The 18,213-nt window shown below is 73.2% G+C and carries 19 protein-coding genes and 1 pseudogene; 8 read left to right on the forward strand and 12 right to left on the reverse strand.

The annotated features are described in order from the left end of the window. Together LUZ64_RS15835 and LUZ64_RS15840 are read left to right on the forward strand one after the other, a co-directional pair. A pseudogene (locus tag LUZ64_RS15835) lies at nucleotides 1–337 on the forward strand (DEAD/DEAH box helicase); the annotation flags it as partial. 100 nt (nucleotides 338–437) lie between these two features. Further along, nucleotides 438–1,319, forward strand: a complete 882-nt coding sequence (locus LUZ64_RS15840; protein WP_095585132.1) for an alpha/beta fold hydrolase — start codon at nucleotides 438–440, stop codon at nucleotides 1,317–1,319. 28 nt (nucleotides 1,320–1,347) lie between these two features. On the opposite strand, the gene LUZ64_RS15845 is transcribed toward LUZ64_RS15840, so the two are convergent. Together LUZ64_RS15845 and LUZ64_RS15850 are read right to left on the reverse strand one after the other, a co-directional pair. Further along, on the reverse strand, nucleotides 1,348–2,148 hold the full coding sequence (locus tag LUZ64_RS15845) for a VOC family protein (RefSeq protein WP_095585133.1): 801 nt from the start codon (nucleotides 2,146–2,148) through the stop codon (nucleotides 1,348–1,350). Between the two features lie 154 nt (nucleotides 2,149–2,302). Then, the gene (locus LUZ64_RS15850) at nucleotides 2,303–3,289 is read right to left on the reverse strand and encodes an NYN domain-containing protein (RefSeq protein WP_095585134.1); all 987 of its coding nucleotides are present in this window, start codon (nucleotides 3,287–3,289) and stop codon (nucleotides 2,303–2,305) included. Between the two features lie 212 nt (nucleotides 3,290–3,501). Here LUZ64_RS15850 and LUZ64_RS15855 point away from each other — a divergent pair, with 212 nt between their 5' ends. Further along, nucleotides 3,502–3,654, forward strand: a complete 153-nt coding sequence (locus LUZ64_RS15855; RefSeq protein WP_087926408.1) for a DUF8834 family protein — start codon at nucleotides 3,502–3,504, stop codon at nucleotides 3,652–3,654. A 112-nt stretch (nucleotides 3,655–3,766) separates the two neighbouring features. On the opposite strand, the gene LUZ64_RS15860 is transcribed toward LUZ64_RS15855, so the two are convergent. The 4 genes from LUZ64_RS15860 to LUZ64_RS15875 all read right to left on the reverse strand — a co-directional run bounded on the left by LUZ64_RS15860 (nucleotide 3,767) and on the right by LUZ64_RS15875 (nucleotide 6,938). After that, nucleotides 3,767–4,372, reverse strand: coding sequence for a MarC family protein (locus LUZ64_RS15860; RefSeq protein ID WP_095585135.1), 606 nt, complete (start codon nucleotides 4,370–4,372; stop codon nucleotides 3,767–3,769). Nucleotides 4,373–4,566: 194 nt separating this feature from the next. After that, entirely contained in the window at nucleotides 4,567–5,430 is an 864-nt protein-coding gene (locus LUZ64_RS15865) for a PHP domain-containing protein (RefSeq protein WP_095585136.1), read from the reverse strand. Nucleotides 5,431–5,628: 198 nt separating this feature from the next. Further along, complete coding sequence (locus LUZ64_RS15870) at nucleotides 5,629–6,279, reverse strand: DUF6758 family protein (RefSeq protein ID WP_095585137.1); 651 nt, start codon at nucleotides 6,277–6,279, stop codon at nucleotides 5,629–5,631. Between the two features lie 74 nt (nucleotides 6,280–6,353). Further along, nucleotides 6,354–6,938, reverse strand: coding sequence for a suppressor of fused domain protein (locus LUZ64_RS15875; protein ID WP_095585138.1), 585 nt, complete (start codon nucleotides 6,936–6,938; stop codon nucleotides 6,354–6,356). A gap of 467 nt (nucleotides 6,939–7,405) precedes the next feature. Between LUZ64_RS15875 and LUZ64_RS15880 the strand changes: the two genes are divergently transcribed. Further along, entirely contained in the window at nucleotides 7,406–8,512 is a 1,107-nt protein-coding gene (locus LUZ64_RS15880) for a magnesium and cobalt transport protein CorA (RefSeq protein WP_095585139.1), read from the forward strand. Here the strand turns inward: LUZ64_RS15880 and LUZ64_RS15885 are convergent. Continuing rightward, entirely contained in the window at nucleotides 8,490–9,422 is a 933-nt protein-coding gene (locus LUZ64_RS15885) for a DMT family transporter (protein ID WP_095585140.1), read from the reverse strand. The genes LUZ64_RS15880 and LUZ64_RS15885 overlap by 23 nt on opposite strands. A gap of 86 nt (nucleotides 9,423–9,508) precedes the next feature. Here LUZ64_RS15885 and LUZ64_RS15890 point away from each other — a divergent pair, with 86 nt between their 5' ends. After that, nucleotides 9,509–10,015, forward strand: a complete 507-nt coding sequence (locus tag LUZ64_RS15890; protein ID WP_095585141.1) for a hypothetical protein — start codon at nucleotides 9,509–9,511, stop codon at nucleotides 10,013–10,015. 346 nt (nucleotides 10,016–10,361) lie between these two features. Here LUZ64_RS15890 and LUZ64_RS15895 read toward each other — a convergent pair whose 3' ends face one another. Next, nucleotides 10,362–11,171 carry a hypothetical protein gene (locus tag LUZ64_RS15895; protein WP_095585142.1) on the reverse strand — a complete coding sequence of 270 codons (810 nt, stop codon included), beginning with the start codon at nucleotides 11,169–11,171 and terminating at the stop codon, nucleotides 10,362–10,364. A 157-nt stretch (nucleotides 11,172–11,328) separates the two neighbouring features. Here LUZ64_RS15895 and LUZ64_RS15900 point away from each other — a divergent pair, with 157 nt between their 5' ends. From LUZ64_RS15900 to LUZ64_RS15910, 3 genes are read left to right on the forward strand one after another with little or no spacing between them, the layout of a single operon-like run. Continuing rightward, nucleotides 11,329–12,624, forward strand: a complete 1,296-nt coding sequence (locus tag LUZ64_RS15900) for a magnesium transporter MgtE N-terminal domain-containing protein (protein ID WP_095585143.1) — start codon at nucleotides 11,329–11,331, stop codon at nucleotides 12,622–12,624. Further along, on the forward strand, nucleotides 12,614–13,162 hold the full coding sequence (locus LUZ64_RS15905; RefSeq protein ID WP_095585144.1) for a DUF1003 domain-containing protein: 549 nt from the start codon (nucleotides 12,614–12,616) through the stop codon (nucleotides 13,160–13,162). Before LUZ64_RS15900 ends, LUZ64_RS15905 begins: the two co-directional genes overlap by 11 nt. Nucleotides 13,163–13,205: 43 nt before the next feature. Next, on the forward strand, nucleotides 13,206–14,366 hold the full coding sequence (locus tag LUZ64_RS15910) for an Mrp/NBP35 family ATP-binding protein (RefSeq protein WP_095585145.1): 1,161 nt from the start codon (nucleotides 13,206–13,208) through the stop codon (nucleotides 14,364–14,366). Nucleotides 14,367–14,466: 100 nt separating this feature from the next. Here the strand turns inward: LUZ64_RS15910 and LUZ64_RS15915 are convergent, their stop codons facing one another. The 4 genes from LUZ64_RS15915 to LUZ64_RS15930 all read right to left on the reverse strand — a co-directional run bounded on the left by LUZ64_RS15915 (nucleotide 14,467) and on the right by LUZ64_RS15930 (nucleotide 18,177). Further along, entirely contained in the window at nucleotides 14,467–14,658 is a 192-nt protein-coding gene (locus tag LUZ64_RS15915; RefSeq protein WP_095585146.1) for a YegP family protein, read from the reverse strand. A 122-nt stretch (nucleotides 14,659–14,780) separates the two neighbouring features. After that, complete coding sequence (locus LUZ64_RS15920) at nucleotides 14,781–15,452, reverse strand: hypothetical protein (protein WP_095585147.1); 672 nt, start codon at nucleotides 15,450–15,452, stop codon at nucleotides 14,781–14,783. Nucleotides 15,453–15,569: 117 nt separating this feature from the next. Continuing rightward, nucleotides 15,570–16,016 carry a sec-independent translocase gene (locus LUZ64_RS15925; protein WP_095585148.1) on the reverse strand — a complete coding sequence of 149 codons (447 nt, stop codon included), beginning with the start codon at nucleotides 16,014–16,016 and terminating at the stop codon, nucleotides 15,570–15,572. A 106-nt stretch (nucleotides 16,017–16,122) separates the two neighbouring features. Further along, nucleotides 16,123–18,177 carry a S1C family serine protease gene (locus LUZ64_RS15930; protein ID WP_232390268.1) on the reverse strand — a complete coding sequence of 685 codons (2,055 nt, stop codon included), beginning with the start codon at nucleotides 18,175–18,177 and terminating at the stop codon, nucleotides 16,123–16,125. Nucleotides 18,178–18,213: the final 36 nt, after the last annotated feature.

The raw sequence follows: 18,213 nt of genomic DNA on the forward strand, positions 1-18,213 counted from the left end.
CGCGGCCGTCGAGACCACCGAGGTCACCGAAGCCGAGGCCAAGCCCAAGCGCACCCGCACGACCAAGAAGGCCGTCGCCCCGGTCGACGCCACCGAGCCGGCCGAGGCCGCCGAGGTGAAGCCGAAGCGGACGCGTACGACCAAGAAGGCCGTCGCCGCGGTCGACAGCACCGAGGTGGCCGAGGCCGCCGAGGTGAAGCCGAAGCGGACGCGTACGGCCAAGAAGGCCGTCGCCACCGAGGCGGAGACCGTCGTGGCCGAGGGCGCCGAGGGCGCCGAGGCCGTCAAGCCGAAGCGCACCCGCACCACCAAGAAGGCCGCGGCCACCGAGGCCTGAGCCCGCCGCTCGGTCCGCCGAGCACCGCACCGCCCTACGGCCGGTCGCCCCGCGAGGGGTGGCCGGCCGTAGGCGTGTCCGGCCGCGCTAGCCTCGGGGGATGAGCAGGCCGCCGTTCCTCACCTTGCCCGCGTGCGCCCGCGCGTACCGCCTCGCCACCTCACGCGGCGAGTTCGCCGTGCACGAGGCACGGCCCGCCGCGACGCCGCGCGGCACCGCGCTGCTCGTGCCGGGGTTCACCGGCAGCAAGGAGGACTTCATCGCCCTCCTGGAGCCGCTGGCGGCCGCCGGCTACCGCACCGTCGCCGTCGACGGCCGCGGTCAGCACGAGACCGAGGGGCCGCGCGGGACGACAGGGGCGTACAAGCAGGCCGAGCTGGCCCGGGACGTCCACGCGCAGGCGGTGGCGCTCGGCGGTGACGTGCATCTGCTCGGGCACTCGCTCGGCGGCCTGATCGCCCGCGCCGCGGTGCTGGAGGACGCGTCGCCGTACCGGTCGCTGACCCTGATGGGCTCCGGCCCCGCCGCGATCTGCGCGCCGCAGCAGGCCCGTACGCGCATGCTCGTCGACGCGCTGGGCGCGCTGGACATGGACGCCGTCTGGCAGGAGATGCGGCGCCTGGACGGGGAGGCCGCGAAGCCCGCCGAGGCCGTGGAGAACGCGCCCGCGGGGCCCGTCGACCCGGCGCTGGGCGCGTTCCTGTACCGCCGGTGGATGGCCACCGCGCCCGAGCAGCTCATGACCACCGGCGCGCAGTTGGTCGCCGAGCCCGACCGTACGGCGGAGCTGGCGGCGGTGCCCCTGCCGAAGCACGTCGTCTCCGGGGTCCGGGACTATGTGTGGCCGGTGCCGTCGATCGACGCGATGGCCGAGCAGCTGTCCGCCGCGCGGACGGTGATCGACGGCGCCGAGCACTCCCCCAACGCGGAGCGCCCGGCCGCCACGGCCGGGGCGCTGGCACGCTTCTGGGATCTGAGCTGAACGCCCGGCCGGGGCCGCGCGCCCCGGCTCAGGCGGTGTTCGCGGTCACGGTGAAGAGTCCGCCCTCGGGGTCGCGGAGCGTCGCCTCACGGCCCTGGCGGTAGTCCCCCACCCGGGTGTCGTCCGGCTCCGCGGCGACCGTGCCGCCCGCCGCGAGGGCGGATTCGACGGCCTTCTCGACGTCGTCGACGCAGAAGTAGACGTGCCAGCGCGGCCGGATCCGCGGGTCGGGCGCCGCCTCGACCGCCCCGCCGCGCAGACAGGCCACCGTGTGCCCGGCGGAGCGGACCATCACCGCCTCGTCCTCGTAGCGGACCTCGCAGCGGTCCGGGCGGCCGGTGGCCCACTCGAAGACCTCGCCGTAGAAGATGGCGGCGGCGAAGGCGTCCCTGGTGCGCAGCTCCAGCCAGGCGGGCGCGCCGGCGTGGCCGATGTTCCACTCGCGCAGGGTCTCGCCCTCCCAGAAGCCGAAGACGGCGCCGGCGGGGTCGGCGGCCAGGGCGGCCCGTCCGTGGCCCACGGAGAGCGGGCCGACGGCGACCGTCGCGCCGCGCTCGCGGATGCGCGACGCCACCTTGTCGGCGTCCTCGACGGCGAAGTAGGAGGTCCAGGAGACGGCGACGCCCATGGCGCGGGCGACGTTGCCGATGCCCGCCACCGGTCTGCCGTCGTCCAGGGCGACGGAGAAGTCCTCGCCCAGCGAGCCGGGCCGGAACGTCCAGCCCATCACCGCGCCGTAGAAGTCCTGCGCGGCTGCGAGCTCGGAGGTCAGCAGGGTCACCCAGCACGGCGCGCCCGGCACGGCGCGGTGAGGGGAGGGGGAGGCCATGGGCGATCGCCTCGATTTCTGTTCCGGGCGGACGGGCGGAAGGCTGGTCCCGCGCTTGAAGGGTGGCCGCGCTCTCGGGGCCACGGCCACCCGCTGCCAGGGTTCCACTCACCACCCCGGCGCGCATTCCGGCGCGCGCACACGTCCGGCTGGTTCAGTACTGGGTCCGCAGGTGGTCCCAGAAGCCGTCCCGCAGCGCCCGGCGGAGATCGGCGTGGCCGCGCAGCGACAGACCGAGCAGCGCCTCGGCCTCGACCAGCAGTTCCTGGTCGACGGAGCCGGGCAGATAGGGATGGCCCGGCAGCAGTTCGGCGAGGGAGTCCCGGCCGCGCGCGCCCAGCCACTGCGCGGCGACCTGGGCGCCGACGAAGCGGACGTCGTCCCGGCCGGGGGGCGCGGCCTGGTGCCCGGTGCCCTCGCCGGAGGTGGCGTACGGCTCGTAGGCGGCCCGCCGGGTGACGTACGGCTTGCAGAAGTCGAGGTCGAAGGTGCGCTGGCTGTCGACCTCCCAGAGCAGTGGTTCGGCCTGGTTGCGGCCTCCGCCGGCCTCGATGCCCCAGAGGTGCACTCGGGCTCCGTAGCCCTGGGCGGCCTCGACGGCCGAGACGAGGTCCTCGTCGCCGCCGATGAGGGCCGCGTCGCTGATGGCGCGGTGCCGGGCGAGGGACTCCAGGTCGGTGCGGATGAGGGAGTCGACGCCCTTCTGCTGGTTGTTGGCGTTGAGGTTGCCGAGGCGGACCTTGACGTCGGGGAGCTCGGCGATGGTCTGCTGCTCGGCGGTGTGGATGCGGCGGCGGGCGCCGTCGTACCAGTAGACGCGCAGCAGCCTGCTGTCCGGGAAGATCGTGCGGGCCTTGTCGATGAAGGCGTCGATCAGTCCTTCGGCGTCGAGGTCGAAGGACCGCCGGTCCTCGGTGCCGACGACGAGGCGGCCCGCGGCGGCGTAGACGTAGCCGGCGTCGACGAAGATCGCGTGGGTCGACGGGGTGGTGGCGACCTCGGCGAGGACGCGGGTGAGCAGTTCGTTGGTGCGCTCGACGCCCGCGGCGATCGCCGCGAGATCGGATTCGTCGTGCGCGGCGTGAGGGGCGTGCGAGGTGTGGGGGGCGTACGGAGGGTGCTCGGGCGAGGAATGAGTCATGTGGGAGGTCTCATTGTCAGGGGTTCGTCACGCAGAGGACATGTTCCGGTGCGCTACTCGTCAGTAATTAGTCATGTTAAAAATTTCCTTAGCGTAGGGAATGTTTGCAGGGGTCACCTCGTTGGACACGTATGGAAGCGCGTCCCACTGTGGCGACGCGCACCACTTTTCATTGAGTTCTCCTCAGGAGGATCACGACGAAGGGAGAAGCCTTGCGCTTCGAAATCATGCGTCTGGACGACGTCGACGGCACCGCCCTCGACAGCACCGTCGTGGACGCCGCCTCCGTCAACCGGATCGTGCAGCAGGCCGCTTCGATCGGCCAGCGCATCTATATCCGCCCGGCCACCACCGCGGCCCGGTAGTGCTTACGCGGTTCCCCGTGCACGACACCCCCGTACGGACCGTACGGGGGTGTCGTGCGTTCGGGGCGGCGCCGCGCCGGTCGCGATCACGGCCGGCGGCGCTTCTGTGACGTCAGTGGCTGTTGATGACCTGGGTGATGCCGTTGATGATCTGCTGGACGGCCAGCGCCGAGAGCATCATGCCCGCGAGGCGGGTCACCAGCACCACACCGCCGTCCTTGATCACGCGGATGATCAGCAGCGAGTAACGCATCACCAGCCACAGCACGAGGTGCATCGCGGCGATGGCCGCCCACACCGACACCTGAGCGGCCACGCCGTCCGCGTGCTGCACCGCGAGGATCACCGAGACGATGGCGCCGGGACCGGCGAGCAGCGGCATGCCCAGCGGTACGAGCGCGACGTTGACGTCCTTGGTCTGGGTCGGCTCCTCGGACTTGCCGGTCAGCAGGTCCAGCGCGATCAGCAGCAGCAGGAGACCGCCCGCGATCATCAGCGCGGGGGTCGTGATGTGCAGATAGTCGAGGATCTGCTGGCCGCAGAGGCCGAAGACGGTGATGACGCCGAACGCGACCGCGGCGGCCTGCCAGGCCATGCGGCGCTGGACCTTGGCCGGGCGTCCGGAGGTGAGCGCCAGGAAGATCGGCGTGATCCCGGGCGGGTCCATGATCACGAAAAGGGTGAGGAAGAGGGAGCCGAAGACAGCGATGTCGAACACAGTGAGGGCCTAGCGGGAGTGGTGCGAGCAGGAGCGGGACAAGCGGGAGGGACACACCCGTCGGGCGCGTACGGGCGTACGAACACCGAGGGGCGGGGTGTGGGGAAGCACGGTCGGGCGCCGGGGCGCGCACACGGCGGCCAGCGGGACGGCACGTGTACGGGCGCGAGGGGAGCCCTGGGGGAAGGGGTGGGTCAGCCGCCGGCGCCAGGGACGGGGAACGCGCCCGTGGCCCGGCGGGTGATCTCGCCGTAGATCTCCGGATCGGTCGTGTACTCGCCGAGCCGGCAGGTCTTGCGGCTGCCGTGGTAGTCGCTGGAACCGGTGGTCAGCAGGGAGAGGTCGGCGGCGAGGCCGCGGAGCCGGGCACGGGTGGCGTCGTCGTGGTCCATGTGGTCCACCTCGACGCCGTCCAGACCGGCCGAGGCCAGCTCGGCTATCGCGCTCTCCGAGACGCAGTTGCCGCGCTTGAGCGCGAGCGGGTGCGCGAGGACGGTGACCCCGCCCGCCGCCTTGACCAGGCGGATCGCGTCGAAGGGGTCGAGCTCGTGCTTCTCGACGTAGGCCCGGCCGTCCCCGGCGAGCCACTCGGACGTGAAGGCGTCCGAGACCGTGTCGATCACGCCCAGCTCGACCATGGCGCTGGCCACGTGCGGGCGGCCCACGGCGCCGTCACCGGCGATCTCCGCCACGCGCTCCCAGGTGACGGGCACGCCGAGCTCGTTGAGCTTGGCGACCATGCCCTGGGCGCGCGGGGTGCGATCGTCGCGGACGAGCTCGCGCTCGCGCGCCAGCTCCGGCTCCAGCGGGTCGAAGAGGTACGCCAGCATGTGCACGCTGAAGCCGTCGGGTCCGCCCAGCCGGCAGGACAGCTCGGCGCCCGTGACGAGGGTGAGTCCGGCGGGGAGCGCCGCGATGGCCTCGGCGTGGCCGCCGACACCGTCGTGATCGGTGAGCGCCACGACGTCCAGACCGGCCGCGGCGGCGTTGCGCACCAGCTCGGCGGGGGTGTCCGTGCCGTCCGACGCCGTGGAGTGGGTGTGCAGATCGATGCGCACGACAGCCTCCAGGGTGTGGTCGGGACGGCGGGAACCGGTTCAGGATAACCGGCGTGCGGATCGCCGGGGCCGGGGCTTCGGCCCGGGGTGTCCCGCGACCGCGCCGCACGCGGGGCAAAGGAGCGGCGGACGGCGCGGTTCCGCGGCCCGGCGCGGTGCCGGAGGGCAGGGGTCCGGGACGGCGGATCCCCGGGAGGTTCAGCCCGCCTCCGGCGACAACAGGCGTGGGGACAGTGCTCCGCAGGGCAGCAGGCCCACCTCCGCGCCCGCGTCCCGCAGATCCGTGAGGACCAGCTCGTCGTACATCAGCAGCCCCGACCGCTCCGGCCACACCACCGCCCACAGCCACAGCCCGCGCGCCTCGCCCGCGAAGACCGCCCGGTCCTCGGGCGCGCCGTCGACGTGCCACAGCGCGGTGGGGCGGCCCGCGGCGTGCACCTTGGCGTGCGGGGGGCGCTCCACGGAGATGTAGGGGCCGGGGTCGGGTCCGTCGACGCCGGCGTAGCGCGCGCCGAGGCCCACGCCCAGTTCCTCGGCGACGAGGAGCAGCTCGCCGGGGCCGCCGAGGGGGCTCGGGCCCGAGCAGGCGACGGCGGTGGCCCGGCCGCCGCTGCGGTCGTCACCCGCGCAGACCACGCCCGTGAAGAGCCAGCCGACCGGCAGCGGCCAGGGCATCCACACCGGGACCCGGGCGCGGTCGACCACGACGGCCAGTGCCTCGACACTCGGCGGGACGACCGGCTGCAAGGGGTGCACAGTGCCGTGCACGGAGCACTGCCAGGAGTCGGCGAAGAGACCGGGCGCACGCACCCGGCCACCGCACTTCGGGCAACTGGGTTCGCCCCTCATAAGGCCCAACGGTCCTCCGCGACCGGCGTCGCGTCAAGGACGATCACCCGTCCGGACGCCGACACCGCGGGCCGTCATCCCAGCGGCACCCCTGGCCTCAGCGGATCGCGCAGATCGGTGCCGTGCCGCAGCCAGCGCTCCTCCAGCGCCGCCGCTCCCTGCACCCGCTTCCAGGCCGCCTCGTTCGGCGTCATCGGCAGCAGCGGGAGGAAGCGGACGGGGTCCATCGGCTCGTCCAGTTCGAGGTCCGGCACCAGGCCGCCGGACTCCGCGACGAGGACGGAGGTGAAGGGCGCCCCGGGCCACAGCGGCTCGCCGGTGTCCAGCGACGCGCCGGGCGCCACGACGACCCCCTCCACCTGGGGGGAGGCGGCGAGCACGGCCAGCGGGCGGAGCACCTTGTCGGTGTCGGCGCGGCCGGCCCGGACGGAGAGGACGAGTTCGGCGCGGGGGCCGCGGAGGGGGTCGGCGACGACGGCCGTGGGGTCGGCCATGGGCTGGGCCGACATGCCGAGGGTGGCGTAGCGCACGACGTCCCCGTCGAGGAAGCGGAGGACCTCGACGCGGTCGGTCCCGAGGAAGGTCACCGCGGCGCGCGCGTCCGGTTCGCCCAGGGCTGTCCGCAACCGGGCCTCGACAAGAGCGAGAACGTCTGACATGCAGCGAGCATAGAACGCGTATCGAACGGGCAAAGGAGGGTATTGACGCGTCAAGTGGCTGCTAGCCTTGACCTCTGGTCAGGGAGTTACGTTCGTCCCCCAGCGGGGACCGGCCGGAGGAGGTGGGGCGTCGGTGGATCCTAGTCGACCGTGCAGTACCGGCAGTTCTCCCGTCCCTCCGCTCCGGACGCGTTTCCAGTGATCTGACGTCTTCCGTCCCCGGCCGTTCCACCGGCCGAGCCCCGGAAGCCTTTTCGCGCCCGCAGTGCCTGACGGAAGAGCGCCTTCTTCTCGCTTTGTTCCGTGTTCTCTGCGACGTTCTCCGTGAACTGCCGTCAGTCCCCGCACGCCGCGCGAAGCGCCGCCCGATTCGCGGACGTCCCCCTCTTGCCAGGCGCCACGTCCACGTTCCGGGCAGCGTTGAGTTCGCCCCCGTGACTGACGGCCGGCCCGTGAAGGAGCCAGCCATGTCGATGATCCGTGACCTGCGCGCCGCCGTCCGCCCCGCCCTGCGGCGGAGCGCCACCTCTTACCCGTACGACCCCACCCGCGACCGCTCGAACAGCAGCGCGGTGGTGGACTGCGCCGTCTACCGCGACGGGAAGCGGGTCAACGACCAGGTGGGTCCGGCGGAGGCGATGCGGCGGGTGCGGGCCGAGGGCGGCTTCGCCTGGATCGGGCTGCACGAGCCGACGGAGCGTGAGTTCTCCGGCATCGCCCAGGAGTTCGGGCTGCACCCGCTCGCCGTGGAGGACGCCGTCCACGCCCACCAGCGGCCCAAGCTGGAGCGGTACGACGACACGCTGTTCACCGTCTTCAAGACCATCCACTACGTGGAGCACGCCGAACTCACCGCCACCAGCGAGGTGGTGGAGACCGGTGAGGTGATGTGCTTCACCGGCCCGGACTTCATCATCACCGTCCGGCACGGCGGCCAGGGATCGCTGCGCGCGCTGCGGCACCGCCTACAGGACGACCCGGAACTGCTGGCCAAGGGCCCCTCGGCGGTACTGCACGCCATCGCCGACCAGGTCGTCGACGGCTACATCGCGGTCGCCGACGCCGTGCAGGACGACATCGACGAGGTCGAGATCGATGTCTTCTCGCCGACCGGCAAGGGCTCCTCGCGCGGTGGCGACGCGGGCCGGATCTACCAGCTGAAGCGTGAGGTGCTGGAGTTCAAGCGGGCGGTGACGCCGCTGATCCGGCCGATGCAGCTGCTGAGCGAGCGGCCGATGCGGCTTGTGGACCCGGACATCCAGAAGTACTTCCGTGACGTCGCCGACCACCTGGCACGCGTCCACGAGCAGGTGGTCTCCTTCGACGACCTGCTCAACTCCATCCTCCAGGCCAACCTCGCGCAGGCGTCGGTCGCCCAGAACGAGGACATGCGCAAGATCACCTCATGGGCGGCGATCTTCGCCGTACCGACGATGATCGCCGGGATCTACGGCATGAACTTCACGCACATGCCGGAGCTCAAGTGGAAGTACGGCTACCCCACCGTCATGATCATTACGGTGGGGATCTGTGTGGCCATCCACCGCGGCTTCAAGCGGAACGGCTGGCTCTGACCCGTTTCCGCGGCCGGTCGGCCATGATCACGAGGGCCAGGCCGGCCAGGATGACCACGAGCGCCGGATAGGCGGCCCACGTCGGCGTCTGGCCCAGCCACAGCGCCGCGATGAGGGCGGCGCCGGGCGTCTCCAGCAGGATCGCCGTCGAGGTGACCGACGGGCCGAGGCCCTTCACCACCCGGTTGAAGAGCCCGTGGCCGAGCAGCTGCGCCGTGACCGTCAGCACCGCCAGCTTCCACCACGTGGTGCCGCTGTAGCCGGCCAGGGGCGTCCCGGCGAGCAGGCAGGCCACGAGCAGCAGGACGGTCGTCGTCAGATAGCAGACGTAGGTGTACGCGATCGTGCCCACGGTCCGCCGCACCTCCGCGCCCAGCAGGACGTAACCGGCCGCCGCCACGCCCGCCGCGAGGGCGAGCCCGTCCCCGGCGAGGGCGCGCGGCGACACCGAGAGGTCGACGCCGGTGAGGATCACGACGCCGAGCACGGCGAGCCCGGTGCCCGCCCAGACCAGCGCGGGCGGGCGGTGGCCGCGCAGCCGCAGGATCAGCGTCGTCCAGATCGGGGTGGTCGTCACCAGCGCGGTGGAGGAGGCGACCGAGGTCATGCGCAGGCTCGGCAGCCACAGCGCGAAGTGCAGGGCGAGCAGCGCGCCCGCGCCGGCGGACAGCAGCAGGGCCCGGCGGCCCAGGCCGCGCAGCTCGGCGCGGTGCCGCAGCAGGACCAGCGGGGTGAGCGCGCCGATCGCCATCGCGTTGCGCCAGAAGGCTATGGCGAGGGCCGGGGCGGCGATGGACGCGATGAGCGGGGCGGACAGCGACACACCGGCGATCCCGATCGCCAGCAGCACGAGGTCCGTACGGACGCCGGGCCGGGCGGTGAGCCCCTCGGCGGCGGGGGCCGGGGGCACGGGAGCGGGGCTCTGCGGCCGGGCGTCTCGGGGGCTGCGGGCGGTGGTCACCCACCCAGCCTAGTCAGCGGCATAAGGTAAGCCGCATGACGCTGACGCAGGCACTGATCGAAGAGGCCACGAAGAAGTCCGGCCTGATCTGGGTGCAGGGCCCGGCGGGGCCCAGCCGCGCGCTGTGGCACGTATGGCACGAGGGCGCCGCGCACGTCGTCGGCGGGCCGGGCGAACAGCCGCTGGAGGGGCTCGGCCTCACGGACGGCGGCCGGGCCACCGTGACCGTGCGCAGCAAGGACAAGGGCGGCCGGCTGGTGACGTGGACCGCGGAGGTCGGCGAGCCGGCGGCGGGCGGCGAGGAGTGGCGGGCCGCGGTCGCGGAGCTGAAGGGCAAGCGGCTGAACGCGCCGGACGCGGAGCGGATCGAGGAGCGGTGGGCCCGCGAGTGCCGGGTCCTGCGCCTCGCGCCCACCGGCGGGACGACGGAGCTGCCGGAGGGGTCCCTGGCGGCGGTGCCGCTCGCCTCCCCGGCGACGACGCGGGAGCCGATGCCGGCGGCGCTGCCGCGGCTGCTGCGCGGGCGCCGCAAGCGCGGCTGAGCGCTCCGCCGGAAGCCCGGTGCGCCGGAAGCCCGGCGCGCTGGAAGTCCGGCGCGTCATCCGCGGGTGTGTCGTGGCCGGTCGCGCCCACGCGGCGGAGCCGCACGAGGTCACAGTCCCGCGCCCCTTCGAGGCGCCACCGAACCGCATCGGACCTCGCCGGGCCCGCTCGGCGGATCGGGAGGGCCCGTCCGGCGTTCGACGACGGCGCGCGCGGGGCGATCCGGGGCACGGCCCGGCCGGGGGCGTCCCCGCCGTCCTTCCGGTCCGGCGTCCGGGGACGCCGCGCCCGGGCAGCGCGTGGCACGGGCCCCGGCCGGAGCGTGCGCCCCGCCGGTACCGCCCGTCAGCTCCCCGCGGGGATCGCCTTCCCGTAGTCCACCGTGTCCCCCTTCGACGGCACGGACAGCGCGAAGTCCTGCCCCCAGTCCGCCAGCTCCAGCTGCCCCGCGCCCCCCGCCCGCTGGACGCGCAGCGGGTACGGCGTCCCCGTGAGGGAGACGTCGAGGGTGCCGCCGGAGCCGCCCGCGCCGGTGACGCGGATCGTGCGGGTGCCCGCGACCGTGCCGTGCTCGCCGCGGGTGAGCTTGCCGTGCAGGCCGAGGAGGCCGTCCAGCAGGACGTCCTTGTCCGTGAAGCCCTTGAGCTTCTGGTACGAGGGGTCGCCGGAGGGCACCTTCACGTACTTCTTCTCCAGCTTCAGGGCGGCCTCGGCGCTGTCCGCCTTGCCGGCCGTCTTGCCCGCCGTGCCGCCCGGCGGTTTGCCCGCGGTGCCGGGGGACGCGCCCTGCGGCGCCGCCGCGCCGTCCTCGCCGTGCGACCAGAACGCCGCCGGTGCCTTCAGGAAGAGCGCGTCACCCACCCGCAGCAGCTCGAAGGAGTCCGCGCCGGACGTGACCCGCCCGGCGCCGCCGTCCCGCTTCAGCCGGACGTCCAGCTTGTACGTACGGCCCTGGCTGACGACGTTGCCGGAGAGGTGGACCGCCGCCGCGCCGCGGGCGGCCGACTGCGCCTTGTCCTGGATCTTCGCGGGCTCCAGTTTGCCGACGCCGTTGGTGCCCGCGTCGGGGTCCTCGCCACCCCCGCCGCAGGCGGTGAGCGCCGCGGACAGGCCGACGCACAGCGCCCCCACGAGGGCCGCCTTCCGGGTACGCACGTGTGCTCCTGCCTCCTGTCACGGGTGGAGAACCGCAGCGTACCCGTGCGTCCCAGGAGCGGAAGCCAGCAGTCCGTACGGGCGTCTCTCCCGCGCCGGGCACAAGCCGGTCACGTTAGCCTGAACCGGACAGAGCATCGGCGGAGGAGGCGCGGCCATGGCAGCAGGCGCGCACCGGGTGTTCGTCTCGCACCTCTCCGGCGTGGCCGTCTTCGACCCCAACGGGGACCAGGTGGGCCGGGTGCAGGACGTCGTCGCGATGCTGCGCGTCGGCGGGCGGCCGCCGCGCGTCCTCGGTCTGGTCGTGGAGGTGGTCAGCCGCCGCCGCATCTTCCTGCCCATGACCCGGGTGACGGGCGTGGAGTCCGGCCAGGTGATCACCACCGGTGTGATCAACATGCGGCGCTTCGAACAGCGGGCCACCGAGACCCTGGTCCTCGGCGAGCTGCTCGACCGACGCGTACGTCTGGTCGAGGGGGGCGAGGAGGTCACCGTCCTCGATGTATCGATCATGCAGCTGCCGGCCCGCCGCGACTGGGAGATCGACAAGGTCTTCGTCCGGCGCGGCAAGGGTGGGGCGCTCCGCCGTAAGGGTGAGACGCTCACCGTCGAGTGGTCCGCGGTCACCGGCTTCTCGGTCGAGGAGCACGGACAGGGCGCGGAGAGCCTGCTGGCGACCTTCGAGCGGCTGCGCCCGGCCGACCTCGCGAGCGTCCTGCACCACCTGACGCCCAAGCGGCGCGCCGAGGTGGCCGCGGCCCTGGACGACGACCGGCTCGCGGACGTCCTGGAGGAGCTGCCGGAGGACGACCAGATCGAGATCCTCGGCAAGCTCAAGGAGGAGCGCGCCGCCGACGTCCTGGAGGCGATGGACCCGGACGACGCGGCCGACCTGCTGTCCGAGCTGCCGGAGGACGACAAGGAGCGGCTGCTCACTTTGATGCAGCCGGACGACGCCGCCGACGTGCGCCGCCTGCTGGCGTACGAGGACCGGACGGCGGGCGGCCTGATGACCACCGAGCCGGTCGTGCTGCGGCCGGACGCCACGGTCGCCGACGCCCTCGCCCGGGTGCGCAACCCCGACCTCTCCCCCGCGCTCGCCGCGCAGGTGTACGTCTGCCGGCCGCCGGACGAGACGCCGACGGGCAAGTACTTGGGCACGGTGCACTTCCAGCGGCTGCTGCGCGACCCGCCCTTCACACTGGTCGGCCGGCTGACCGACACCGATCTGCGGCCGCTGCCGCCGCACGCCCCGCTGCCGGCCGTCACCAGCTACCTGGCCACGTACAACATGGTGGCCGCGCCCGTGGTGGACGAGAGCGGTTCACTGCTGGGCGCGGTGACCGTCGACGACGTCCTGGACCACCTGCTGCCGGACGACTGGCGGGAGACCGAGCTGCACCACGGTGCGCCGGGGATGAGCGAACCGCCGGAGGCCGCCGATGGGCACTGACCGCCGTGAGGACCGGGACCGGGACCGCCCGGCCCAGCACGTCCGGGTGCGGCTGGACCTGCCGAAGCTGAAGCGGCGCAGCTGGCTGCCGGCGTACGACCCGGAGGCGTTCGGGCACGCGTCGGAGCGGATCGCTCGGTTCCTGGGCACGGGCCGGTTCATCGTGTGGATGACGGTCGTCATCATCCTGTGGGTGGTGTGGAACACCACGGCCCCCGGGCACCTGCGGTTCGACACCTATCCGTTCATCTTCCTGACCCTGATGCTCTCGCTCCAGGCCTCCTACGCGGCCCCGCTGATCCTGCTCGCGCAGAACCGGCAGGACGACCGGGACCGGGTCAACCTGGAGCAGGACCGACGGCAGAACGAGCGGTCCATCGCGGACACCGAATACCTGACGCGGGAGGTGGCGGCGTTGCGCATGGGGCTGGGTGAGGTCGCGACCCGGGACTGGATCCGCTCGGAGGTGCAGGACCTGGTCAAGGAGCTGGAACAGCGTCGCCTATTCCCGGCGGAGAGTGAGGAACGCGACCGCTGACAGCCCTTTCCGGCAGCCCGGTCGGGCGCCGTAACATCGAGTCATGGCTACCGACACTCCCGCAGGATCCGCTCCGTCCGAGGACGCGATCCGCGCCGCCCTGGCGACGGTGAACGACCCCGAGATCCACCGCCCGATCACCGAACTGGGCATGGTGAAGTCCGTGGAGATCGCGGCGGACGGCACGGTCGCGGTGGTCGTCTATCTGACGGTCTCGGGCTGCCCGATGCGCGAGACGATCACCACCAACGTACGGAACGCCGTGGCCGGCGTCGAAGGCGTCACGGGCGTGACCGTCGAGCTGGACGTGATGAGCGACGAGCAGCGCAAGGAGCTGGCGGCGGCGCTGCGCGGCGGCCAGACCGAGCGCGAGGTGCCCTTCGCCCGCCCCGGCTCGCTCACCCGCGTCTACGCGGTCGCCTCCGGCAAGGGCGGCGTCGGCAAGTCCTCCGTCACGGTCAACCTCGCGGCGGCGATGGCGGCCGACGGCCTGAAGGTCGGCGTCGTCGACGCGGACATCTACGGTCACTCGGTGCCGCGCATGCTGGGCGCCGACGGCAAGCCCACCCAGGTCGAGAACATGATCATGCCGCCGTCGGCGAACGGCGTGAAGGTCATCTCGATCGGGATGTTCACGCCGGGCAACGCCCCGGTGGTGTGGCGCGGCCCGATGCTGCACCGCGCGCTCCAGCAGTTCCTCGCCGACGTCTACTGGGGCGATCTGGACGTCCTGCTGCTCGACCTGCCGCCGGGCACCGGTGACATCGCGATCTCCGTCGCGCAGCTCGTGCCGAACGCCGAGATCCTGGTGGTGACGACGCCTCAGCAGGCCGCCGCCGAGGTCGCCGAGCGCGCGGGCTCCATCGCCGTGCAGACCCACCAGAAGATCGTCGGCGTGGTGGAGAACATGTCCGGGCTGCCCTGCCCGCACTGCGACGAGATGGTCGACGTCTTCGGCTCGGGCGGCGGCCAGAAGGTCGCCGACGGCCTCACCCGGACCACGGGCGCCACGGTGCCGGTGCTGGGTTCGATCCCGATCGACGTCCGGCTGCGCGAGGGCGGCGACGACGGCAAGCCCGTCGTGCTGAGCGACCCCGACTCCCCGGCCGGCAGCGCCCTGCGCGCCATCGCCGGCAAGCTCGGCGGCCGGCAGCGCGGTCTGTCGGGCATGTCGCTGGGCATCACCCCGCGCAACAAGTTCTGAGTCCCCGGACCACGCGGGGGTAAGGGGCGCGCCTCCAGGGAGGCAGCCCCTTACCCTCGGTCCCGCCGGCCCTCGTGGCGCGGCGGCTCCGGGCCCGTGGTCAGGGCTGGTCCTGCTCCAGGTCCTTCACCGGCGCGTTGGCGGCGTGCGCCTTCACCGACTGGATGCCCTTCTCGCAGGCCGCCTTGGTGTTGTACGCCTCGCCGACGGCGATGATCTCGCCGTTCCCGGCCTTCAGCCGGAAGCGGTGTTTACCGGCCCTGTCCTCGTACATCTCGAACTTGCCCGCCATGACGCCTCACCTCTGTCGAGTGCTCGCCCTGCTGCTCCCCCTGCCAGGAATTGAAGTCCCGGGGAGGGGCGGACGCAGCTCGGACGGCCCTGAAGGGGTGAGGCGGTCCGCGTAGGCGGCGATCAGCCCGCGTAGGCGGCGATGTCCTTGATCACCGAGAAGCCCATGCCGTACGCGCTCATGCCGCGCCCGTACGCGCCCAGGTGGACGCCCTCGGCGGAGCCCGCGAGGACCCAGCCGTACTCGGACTCGCGGTAGCGGAACTCGGTCGGGGCGCCGTCCACCGGGAGCGACAGCGTCGACCAGGCGGGCTCGTCCAGGTGGTCGGCGAGCTCCCAGGCCAGGGCCGTCTGCTGGTCGAGCCAGTCCTGCCGCAGGGCGCGCTCCATCTGGGCGGGCCAGGTGCAGGAGAGCAGCCCCGAGCCGGCCAGCCAGGCCGCCGAGGAGACCGAGGTGGCCTCCAGCACGCCCGTGCCGTCCGCGCTGCGCCGCACGGGGCGGCTCGCGACGGTCACCACGACGGCGAAGCGCCGCTTCTCGGCACCGGGGTCGACGCGCTCGCCGCGCAGCGTCGGCTCCTCGCCGTGCCCGGTGGATCCGTGCTCGACGGTCCCGTCGGCGGCGGCGCCGACCTGCATCAGCCAGCGCGACCCGCTGTAGGCCTCGTCCAGGCCGTACCACGGGAACGAGGCCAGCAGATAGCCGTCGACCGACCGCCGGGACCCGGGCCCGCCCTGTGCCGTGTCCGAGGACGCGTCGGCCCCTTGCGCCCCAACCCGACTCGTCGTCTCCATCTGCGCGGCGCCTCCTTGTTGCCCGATGCCCTGGGCGAGCCCGCCCCCCTCGGACGACTTCACCCCAAACAAAGGGAGGATAGCCACCCCCGTCAACAGGGCACGGGATGCGCGGGCTCAGGTGGCGTCGGAGTCAAACGGCGGGCGCTCGCCGGGTGCCGGGCTCTGGCGCTTTTTGAGCAGGTCAGGGCCGCTGCCTGAGGACGGGGCGGCGGATCCGGACGCGGGGGCCTGCTCCGCGCCACGCCCGTGCACCGCGTCGGCCACCTCGCTCATCTCGGACTTGAGGTCGAAGCCGTTGCGGATCTCCTTGAGACCCAGCTCGTCCTTGTCCAGCACGTGCTTGCGCACGAAGGTCTTGGGGTTGAGGTCCTCGAACTCGAAGTCCTTGAACTCGGGACCCAGCTCGGAGCGGATGTCCTCCTTGGCGCTCTCGGAGAACTGCCGGATCTTGCGCAACGTCCGCGACACGTCCTGGATCATCTTCGGCAGCTTGTCCGGGCCGAAGATGAGCACAGCGAGCACCACGAGCGTGACCAGCTCGAGGGGTCCTATGTCGAGCACGTTGCAGCTCCTTGATGCGTCAGTGGCCGACGGTCGAGGCCACCCTTCACGGTACCTGGCCCAACGTGCCCGAAGGGAGACACCTCGGCCAACATCAGGCCAAAGCTCACGACGAACCCGCCGATCCGAGGGTCAGCCGCACGGCTTCCTCCCGGCCGTCGCGCTCCACGGTGAGGGTGAGCCGGTCCCCCGGACGGTGGCTGCGGATCTTGACGATCAGCTCCTGGCCGCTGCGCACGGGGACCCCGTCGACCTTCTTGATCACATCGCCGGAGCGGATGCCCGCGGCGTCGCCGGGGCCGCCCGGGGTGACGGCCGGGCCCTTGGCGCCCTTGGTGTTCACCCGGGCGCCGTCGCCGGTGTACTCCATGTCGAGGGTCACGCCGATCACCGGGTGGGTGGCCTTGCCGGTGTTGATGAGCTCCTCGGCGACGCGCTTGGCCTGGTTGATCGGTATGGCGAAGCCGAGCCCGATGCTGCCGCCCTGGCCGCCACCGAGGTCGGAGCCGTCGCCCGCGGAGCGGATGGCGCTGTTGATGCCGATGACGCGGGCCTCGGAGTCCATCAGCGGCCCGCCGGAGTTGCCCGGGTTTATCGGGGCGTCCGTCTGAAGGGCGTCGACATAGCTGACGTCGCTGCCGTCCTGCTTATGGCCGCCCGCGGTGATGGGGCGCTCCTTGGCACTGATGATGCCGGTGGTGACGGTGCCCGCGAGGTCGAAGGGGGCTCCGATGGCGATCACGGAGTCACCGACACGGACGGAGTCGGAGTTGCCGAGGGCCAGCGGGGTCAGGCCGGAGACCCCGGACACCTTGATCACGGCGAGGTCGTAGCTGCTGTCGCGACCGACGACGGTGGCCTTGGCGGTCTGGCCGCCGTTGAAGGTCACCGATATCTCGCCGCCGGACCCCGCGGGCTCCACGACGTGGTTGTTGGTGAGGATCCGGCCCTCCTTGTCCAGGACGAAGCCGGTGCCGGTGCCCTGGTCGTCGCCGCCGCGCACATGGATGGTGACGACGCCCGGCAGCGCGCGGGCGGCGATCCCGGCGATGCTGCCGGGGGCGCGTGCGGTCCGGTCGGCCGCCGCCTGCGGCAGCTCCACCCGGTGCGAGGTGAGGCGGCCGTCACGCTCCAGATACGCCCCGATGCCGCCACCGATCCCGCCCGCGACCAGCGCGACGACCACGGCCCCGGCGACGAGCCGGCCCCGCCCGCCACGGGCGGGCGCGCCGGCCCCTCCGGCCGGGGCCTGCTGCCCGGCGGCCCAGGGGTCGTACTGCCACGGCTCGCGCACCGGGAAAGGGGTCCCGGCGGGCGGGGTCGTGCCGGAGGGCAGCCCGGTGGCACCGGGCGGGGTCGCACCGGGCGCGGGGTGCGGCGTCCCGTAGGGCGGGGTCATGGCGGACGGAGGTACGCCCGTGCCGCCGGGCGGGGTGGCGCCGGGAGCCGGGAAGGGCATGCCCTGCGCCGGGTGCGGCGATCCGTACGGCGGTGCCATGCCCGACGCCGGCACACCCGTACCACCGGGCGGAGTCGCACCCGGGACCGGAGCCGGCATCCCCTGCGCCGGACGCGCCGATCCGTACGGCGGTGCCATGCCCGACGCCGGCACACCCGTACCACCGGACGGAGTCGCACCCGGGACCGGAGACGGCATCCCCTGCGCCGGACGCGCCGATCCGTACGGCGGTGTCGCGCCCGGCACGGGGGAAGGCGTTTCCTGGGCCGAGGGCACGCCCGGGGCCGGGTGCGGCATCCCGTACGGCGGTGTCATCCCCGACGCGGGCACGCCCGTACCACCCGGCGGGGTGGCGTACGCGGGGGACGCGCTCGCGTCCGGCGAGGCCGGTCCGTACGGGGCGGGCGTGTCGGGTGGGGGGTACTGGGCGCCCGCGGCGGGCGTGCCGTGGGCCGGGGTCACCGGGCGCTGGACCGGTGGGGCCGGGGCCCAGGGGCCCGGGCGGCCGTACGGGGGTGTGCCGTAGGGATCGGGGGCGTGCAGCGGCACCGTGGCGGATCCGGGGGCGTGCGGCCGGCCCCTGTCGTCGGGGGCGGGGCCGCCCGTCGTCGCGTCCGCGGTCTCCGCCGCTTCCCGCGAAGGGGCGGACCGGCTCCACCAGTGCGGCCTGGGCCCTTGGGCCCCCGCCTTCCCCTCGTCCATCTTCTCCCCACCGTTCGCCCGGAGGGCGCGCGGCAT

The sequence above is a fragment of the Streptomyces albireticuli genome (assembly GCF_021228125.1).
In the GTDB taxonomy this organism is placed as follows: domain Bacteria; phylum Actinomycetota; class Actinomycetes; order Streptomycetales; family Streptomycetaceae; genus Streptomyces; species Streptomyces albireticuli.

What these genes read in the sequence shown, in the direction of transcription:
- LUZ64_RS15915 (WP_095585146.1), bottom strand. Translation starts at nt 14,658, where the DNA reads ATGGCGGGCAAGTTCGAGATGTACGAGGACAGGGCCGGTAAACACCGC.
- LUZ64_RS15900 (WP_095585143.1), top strand. Translation starts at nt 11,329, where the DNA reads ATGGCAGCAGGCGCGCACCGGGTGTTCGTCTCGCACCTCTCCGGCGTG.
- LUZ64_RS15930 (WP_232390268.1), bottom strand. Translation starts at nt 18,177, where the DNA reads ATGGACGAGGGGAAGGCGGGGGCCCAAGGGCCCAGGCCGCACTGGTGG.
- LUZ64_RS15910 (WP_095585145.1), top strand. Translation starts at nt 13,206, where the DNA reads ATGGCTACCGACACTCCCGCAGGATCCGCTCCGTCCGAGGACGCGATC.
- LUZ64_RS15875 (WP_095585138.1), bottom strand. Translation starts at nt 6,938, where the DNA reads ATGTCAGACGTTCTCGCTCTTGTCGAGGCCCGGTTGCGGACAGCCCTG.
- LUZ64_RS15905 (WP_095585144.1), top strand. Translation starts at nt 12,614, where the DNA reads ATGGGCACTGACCGCCGTGAGGACCGGGACCGGGACCGCCCGGCCCAG.
- LUZ64_RS15870 (WP_095585137.1), bottom strand. Translation starts at nt 6,279, where the DNA reads ATGAGGGGCGAACCCAGTTGCCCGAAGTGCGGTGGCCGGGTGCGTGCG.
- LUZ64_RS15840 (WP_095585132.1), top strand. Translation starts at nt 438, where the DNA reads ATGAGCAGGCCGCCGTTCCTCACCTTGCCCGCGTGCGCCCGCGCGTAC.
- LUZ64_RS15890 (WP_095585141.1), top strand. Translation starts at nt 9,509, where the DNA reads ATGACGCTGACGCAGGCACTGATCGAAGAGGCCACGAAGAAGTCCGGC.
- LUZ64_RS15850 (WP_095585134.1), bottom strand. Translation starts at nt 3,289, where the DNA reads ATGACTCATTCCTCGCCCGAGCACCCTCCGTACGCCCCCCACACCTCG.
- LUZ64_RS15920 (WP_095585147.1), bottom strand. Translation starts at nt 15,452, where the DNA reads ATGGAGACGACGAGTCGGGTTGGGGCGCAAGGGGCCGACGCGTCCTCG.
- LUZ64_RS15845 (WP_095585133.1), bottom strand. Translation starts at nt 2,148, where the DNA reads ATGGCCTCCCCCTCCCCTCACCGCGCCGTGCCGGGCGCGCCGTGCTGG.
- LUZ64_RS15880 (WP_095585139.1), top strand. Translation starts at nt 7,406, where the DNA reads ATGTCGATGATCCGTGACCTGCGCGCCGCCGTCCGCCCCGCCCTGCGG.